The organism is Dokdonella sp. (genome assembly GCF_049593775.1).
GTDB lineage: Bacteria > Pseudomonadota > Gammaproteobacteria > Xanthomonadales > Rhodanobacteraceae > Dokdonella.
The window spans coordinates 1-6,266 of sequence record NZ_JBAWHJ010000208.1 but is presented as its reverse complement, the minus strand read 5'-3'; the positions used below and the strand labels follow the sequence as shown (position 1 = coordinate 6,266).

Below are 6,266 nucleotides of genomic sequence, written 5' to 3'. Positions count from 1 at the left end.
ATACAGGCCATAGTCAAACGACAGCGGCAACACGCTGAGAATCACGTCGTCGGCACGCATTGTCAGATAGCCCGACACCGACGTCGCCGCGAACAGCATGTTGCGGTGGGTCATCATCACGCCCTTTGGATGGCCCGTGGACCCCGAGGTGTAGACCAGCATTGCGAGGTCGATGTCGATGCCGCGTGGCGTGTCCGGCAACAGCGATGACGCGTCCGCCATGAACTGCGTCCAGGGCATCATTTCGGTGTCTGCGTCGCCATCGACAACGATGATCCGGCGCAGGCTTGGCACTTCGGCTGCAGCGCGACGCGCAACAGGCAAGTGCGATGCCTGGGTGACCAGTATCGTCGCTTCGCAATCGTTCAGCAGCCAGGCAAGTTTGTCCGCCTTGGTGCCTGGATTGATGACACTGACGACCCCGCCGGCGCGCAGGGTGCCAAGGATGCCAACGGCGTTCTCGAGGCGATTGTCCAGAAACAGGATGCAACGCTGGCCACGTTTGAAGCCCTGACCAAGGACAAGGCCGGCAGCAAAATGCTCGACCTGATCGTGCAGTTCGGCGTAGGTAGTCCGCTGGCCCTGGCTGACCAGGGCAATCCTGTCCGGTGTACGCGCCGCCGTTTGCCGCAGGCACGCTTCGAAACGGATCATTCGACCAGGCCGGCCTCGGCACGCTTGGTTTCGACGAAGCGCACCAGCGGACCAATGCCGTCAATGTTTTCCGGAATCACATCGTCGTCGTCAACGATGATGTCGAATTCCCGTTCCAGCCAGTTCATCAGGCCCAGAACGCCTATGGAATCCAGAATTCCTGCGTCGAACAGGCTCTGTTCTGCTGTCAATTCGGCATCCAGCGCGACCGGGAAGGTCTCGTTGATGAAGTTGCGCAGGCGCTTTTCCGTTGATTCCATACCTACTCTGCTATCCGTTGACTGCTGGTGTTGACTGCGAAATACCGCCTTTCGAGCGCGAAAGTGTGCCAGAACCGGGACCGGCCGACACCATGCCGCCCGGCCGATGGGGTTTCGCGGGCTCCGCCAGGTGCAGGATGGCCTGCCTGCGACCGTCCACATCAGGCTCATGGGGTCTGACCCTGCCTGTGACTCCATTCACTGAAAGATGAACGGAAGCCGGGGGACACTGGGCGTCAGGGAGAAGCTGATCAAGTGGCGCAATCGTCACGACACCTGCCTGCGGGCAGATCACGGCGCGCTGCCGGCGATGGACTGGTTGTCCTCCAGGGCAGCGTAAAAAAGAGCGGCGTGCGGACAGGCGGCGGCCCACCGACTGGTTTTCAGCGAAAAAAAGGGGAAAAGGGAATCAAAATGACCGCAACCATGCCCAGACCGCCAGGAATCACCTCAAGCCCACGCCGCGCAGGCCGAGGGTTGATGTTCGCGCTCGCCGCCACTCTTGTCGTCTTGAGCTGCGCGCAACCAGCCGGGGCTGCCCCCAATCTGCAAAACCCGATCCTGTTCGTCACCCAGGTGCCGGTCCCGCAGGATTTCGCAACCATAGGTTCGGTATTCGCCAACCACATGTCCGACATGCAGAGCGCTGCCCGTGGTGGTGACCTGTGGATTCGCTATCCGAACGGCAACCTGCGCAACCTGACCGCCGAGGCGGGATACGGCAACGCCGGCCAGCAAGCGGCGAATGCGATAGCCGTGCGCGATCCCGCCATTCACTTCAGCGGCAACAAGGCACTCTTCAGCATGGTGATCGGTGCGCCCACCGAACAGTACCAATGGATCACACGCTACTGGCAGCTCTACGAAATCAGCGGCTTCGGCAGCGGACAGTCGGTATCGATCACGCGGGTGGCCGGCCAGCCGGCCGACACCAACAACGTTGAGCCGGCCTACGCCTCGGATGGCAGCATCATTTTCGTCAGTGACCGCCCACGCAATGGCGAGCGCCATCTGTATCCGCAGCTGGACGAATATGAATCCACACCGAGTCCCAGCGGACTGTGGAAGCTCGATCCGGCGACGGGCAGCCTGCGCCTGCTGCAGCACTCGCCCTCGGGTTCGTTCAGGCCCATTGTCGACAGCTATGGCCGGATCATCTTCACCCGCTGGGATCACCTTCAGCGTGATCAACAAGCCGATGCCGGCACCTACGGCGCGTTCAACTGGGTATCGGAGTCAGCGAATGCGGCAACCGTAGGCGCGACCGAAGTGTTCCCCGAGCCACGGGACAACACGGCCACAACCTACGGATTCCGGATCAACCATTTCTTCCCGTGGCAACTCAATCAGGATGGCAGCGCCGAGGAGACCCTCAACCACATTGGTCGCCACGAGCTGTTCAGCTATTTCAACCAGAGCCTGCGCAACGACCCGAATCTGGTCGAGTACATCTACGGCGCCGCGCCGCCGCGCAACAATGCGAATTCCGTGGAAAACTGGCTGCAGATTGCGGAAGATCCGACCACGCCCGGTCGCTATTTCGCGATCGATGCGCCCGAGTTCTACACCCATGCCTCGGGCCAGATCATCTCGATCAACGGATCGCCCACGACCAACCCCGATGCCATGCTGGTCAGTTTCAGAACACCTCGCAGCACGCGGGATTTCCATTCGGGTACGCCGCCGGCCGATTTCACCGGCCACTATCGCAATCCCCTGCCGTTGGCAGACGGGCAGTTGCTCGCGGCCTGGGTTGCCGAACCGCGCCAGGCAGCCAATGACGGCACCCGGCCGAACCCGAATCCACGCTACAAATTCCGCCTGCATAGCCTGATCGCGGATGGGGCCTATTTCCGCGCCGACCCGAACGGCGCCCTGACCAACGGCATCACCAAATCGGTGTCCTGGTGGGATCCCGATGTGCTGGTCAGCTACAACGGTCCACTCTGGGAGCTTTCTCCGGTCGAGGTGCGCAGCAGGCCGGTCCCTCCAGACACGGTCGATCCGCCCCTGCAGTCTCCGGAGGCCCAGGCCTTCAGCGCTGCGCAGGTCGACTACCAGGAGTTCAGCAATTTCCTCGCCCAACGTGGACTCGGCGTCCTCGTCAGCCGCAATGTGACCACGCGCGACCGCGCTGATCGCCAGCAACCGTTCAACCTGCGCGTCCCTGGCGGCGTGCAGTCGGTGGCGAACGCCGGAACGCTGTATGACATCACCCACATGCAGTTTCTGCAGGGTGACCAGATCCGCGGCCTCAACGGAAGCGCGCAACAGAGCGATGGGCGTCGGGTACTGGCCCAGCCATTGCACGAGGCGGCGGCCTTGCAGTTCATGCCCCCGGCGGAATCCGGCGCACCAGCTGGCTCGGTCCGAATTGCCAGTGATGGATCGGTTGCCGCGATCGTGCCAGCGCAACGCGCGCTTGCATGGCAATCCACCTCGGCGGACGGTACGCCGGTTGTGCGCGAGCGCTACTGGATCTCGGTCAAGCCGGGCGAAGTGCGCGCCTGCGCGGGTTGCCACGGGGTCAATACACAGGACCAGACCGGCCTGCCGGCCGTGGACAACATGCCGATTGCGCTGCGAGACCTGCTGATTCACTGGCGCCAGAATGCCGACGCGATATTCGCCAACGATTTCGATTGACCGGGAGTCGGATTTGGCACGCGCGGCCGAAGTGGCCGCGCGAGTGCATCACCGTTTTTTTCAGCGTGCGCCGCGCCTGAACAGTACCACCTCGAAGGTCTGGATCAGGATGATCAGGTCCAGTGTGAAGTTGTGGTTCTTCACGTAAAAAAGGTCGTACTTGAGCTTCTCCGCGGCATCCTTCTCGTCGGCACCATACGGATAGTTGAGCTGCGCCCAACCGGCGAGACCAGGTTTCACGCAGTGGCGCAAATCGTAGTACTGGATCTTCTTCTCCAGCTCCGCAACAAACTGGGGGCGTTCGGGCCTTGGCCCGATCAAGCTCATGTCACCCCTGAGTACGTTCCACAACTGGGGCAACTCATCGAGCCTGACCTTGCGGATGAACCGGCCTGTTCGGGTGACGCGATCATCTTCGGCGCTGGCCCAGCGGGCGACACCGTCCTTTTCCGCATCAGTACGCATGCTGCGGAACTTGATCAGCTGGAATGGCTTGCCACGCTCTCCGGTTCGCTCCTGCCGATAGAGGACAGGCGAGCCGGGCCCTGACTCGATCCAGATGGCGAGCGCGGTCAGCAGCATCAGTGGCCAGAGGAGCATCAGCATGATCACGGTCGAGCTCACGTCAAAAATCCGCTTGCTCATCTTGCGCAACGGCGTCGCATCGAACCCGTTCGAGAATATGAGCCAGGACGGGTCGATCAGGCTCAGTTTCACCTTGCCCTGCTCGCGCTCGAAAAAAGTGATCAGATTGGTGATCGCAATGCCATCCTGCTTGCAGGCCAGCAAATCGGACATGGGCAATTGGCCACGACGATCCTCGGTGGCAATCACGACTTCATTGATCTGCAATCGCAAGGCAATCTCATACAGGGATTCGGACATGTCGAAGCGGACTTCCTCCGGGACCGACGGTGTCTCGCCAGGTACGGGCAGATATCCCACGACATCGAAACCGCGGCGATCGACACGTCGGCGCATCCTGTGGACGATTTTGCCGGCTTTTCTACCCGATCCGAGAACCAGAACCCGACGCTTCAGCGCCTTCACGTCGACCAGTCTGAGAAAGACTGCGCGACCCACTGCGATGATCGGATAGCTGATCAGCAGCGCTACGCCGATGACGCCGCGGCCGATGAAAATCTGCGGGATCAGATAGAACACGAAGGTGACCGCAATGGCACCCATGACAAAACCGATGGTCTGTCGCGCAAGCAAGCCCAACCAGTTGTCGCGCAAGGTGCGCTGGTACAAACCGATGGCTGCCAGGGAGGTCACCATGACCAGACCGAACACGAAAGCACGCATCTCGAAGGATGCCGAGAAAACCTGCAGATACTCCGGCTCGGCCCAGAACCGTACATGCATGGCCGCCATCAGCGAGCCAATGAACACGAATAGCTCGGCGAGGGCCAGCAACAACAGCCATCGCGTGCCTTGTTGACGCAAGAAATGAAACATCCCAACCCCCTGGAGTGGCACTCGCGGAGCCGGCTCCGCCTCAGCCGCGATACACACCTTGTTTCGCCAAGTTACTGACCTGGCGCAAGAATCGCCCGGGTCCAGTCCCCTGACGGCATCGGACAACTTGAGTGCAAAAAGGCACTCGAACAGGTGGTCCGAGCGCGGATACTATCGCGTCGGGCGAATGCTTGCTTGGCGCACGCCTGACCCGCTCCTGGAGAATCCGGGGGTCCGGCTGACTTTGATCGATTTCAGGTGGTCGAAACGGGCCTGCATGGGTGGATACAGCACTGGGCCTGCACAGCAACGTGGCAACCGTCTATTATTATGTTCCTGTGCGATGGGCGCGCGCTGACGCCCCGCCTACCCGAACCCGACACTGGAATGCCTCATGTGTGGAATCGTGGCCGCTGCGGCCGAACGTGATGTCGTACCCATCCTGATTTCCGGCCTCAAGGCGCTTGAGTACCGCGGCTATGACTCCGCCGGCCTGTCCGTCATCAGTGGCGATGCTCTGAATCGCGCGCGAACCGTGGGCAAGGTCCGCGAACTGGAAGCACGCCTCGCCAGCAACCCGTTGGCCGGCCACACCGGGATCGCGCATACACGCTGGGCCACGCATGGCGTCCCAAACGAGTCCAACGCGCACCCCCACCTGTCGGTGGAGTCGATCAGCGTCGTTCACAACGGCATCATCGAAAATCACGTGCCGCTTCGCAACGAACTGAAGGCATTGGGCTACCAATTCGACTCCGATACCGATACCGAAGTCATCGCCCATCTGGTCCACCACTATTGCAAGCAGGGCATGCCGCTTCGCGCAGCGTCCCAGGCATCGATCAAGCGTCTGGAAGGCGCATTCGCCATTGCCGTGATGAGCCGCGACGAACCCGGACGCGTGATCGGCGCACGCCGCGGCAGTCCGCTCGTGGTCGGCATTGGCATTGGCGAGAATTTCCTCGGCTCGGACGTTCAGGCCCTGATCAAGGTCACCAACCAGTTCAGCTATCTCGAAGAAGGCGACTTGGTCGAGATCACGCGAACCTCGGTAGACGTATTCGACGCCGAAGGTAACGCTGTCGTTCGCCGCGTGCATACCAGTGAGCTGTCTGCCGACGCGGTGGAGCGCGGCGAGTACCGTCACTACATGCTCAAGGAGATCTTCGAGCAGCCGCGAGCAGTGGCCGACACGCTTGAAGGCCGCATCGCCAACGACCGCATCATGCCGAACATCTTTGGCGT

The 6,266-nt window shown here is 61.3% G+C and carries 4 protein-coding genes and 1 pseudogene; 2 read left to right on the top strand and 3 right to left on the bottom strand.

Features of this window, described 5'->3' with window-relative positions; all coding sequences use genetic code 11:
• The coding region (locus tag WBP53_RS07350; RefSeq protein WP_423927437.1) for an AMP-binding protein at positions 1–654 on the bottom strand (654 nt) is incomplete at its 3' end.
• Entirely contained in the window at positions 651–914 is a 264-nt protein-coding gene (locus tag WBP53_RS07345) for a phosphopantetheine-binding protein (protein ID WP_423927435.1), read from the bottom strand. The genes WBP53_RS07350 and WBP53_RS07345, both read right to left, overlap by 4 nt.
• A gap of 480 nt (positions 915–1,394) precedes the next feature.
• Between WBP53_RS07345 and WBP53_RS07340 the strand changes: the two genes are divergently transcribed.
• A complete protein-coding gene (locus WBP53_RS07340; RefSeq protein WP_423927433.1) occupies positions 1,395–3,560 on the top strand; it encodes a hypothetical protein in 2,166 nt (721 codons plus the stop codon).
• A 60-nt stretch (positions 3,561–3,620) separates the two neighbouring features.
• On the opposite strand, the gene WBP53_RS07335 is transcribed toward WBP53_RS07340, so the two are convergent.
• Positions 3,621–5,021, bottom strand: a complete 1,401-nt coding sequence (locus tag WBP53_RS07335; RefSeq protein WP_423927431.1) for a TIGR03013 family XrtA/PEP-CTERM system glycosyltransferase — start codon at positions 5,019–5,021, stop codon at positions 3,621–3,623.
• Between the two features lie 394 nt (positions 5,022–5,415).
• Between WBP53_RS07335 and WBP53_RS07330 the strand changes: the two are divergent.
• A pseudogene (locus tag WBP53_RS07330) lies at positions 5,416–6,266 on the top strand (glutamine--fructose-6-phosphate transaminase (isomerizing)); the annotation flags it as partial.

Bases quoted from the DNA above. Each gene is read 5' to 3' on its own strand.
- WBP53_RS07340 (WP_423927433.1), top strand. From the start codon at position 1,395: ATGTTCGCGCTCGCCGCCACTCTTGTCGTCTTGAGCTGCGCGCAACCA.
- WBP53_RS07345 (WP_423927435.1), bottom strand. From the start codon at position 914: ATGGAATCAACGGAAAAGCGCCTGCGCAACTTCATCAACGAGACCTTC.
- WBP53_RS07335 (WP_423927431.1), bottom strand. From the start codon at position 5,021: ATGTTTCATTTCTTGCGTCAACAAGGCACGCGATGGCTGTTGTTGCTG.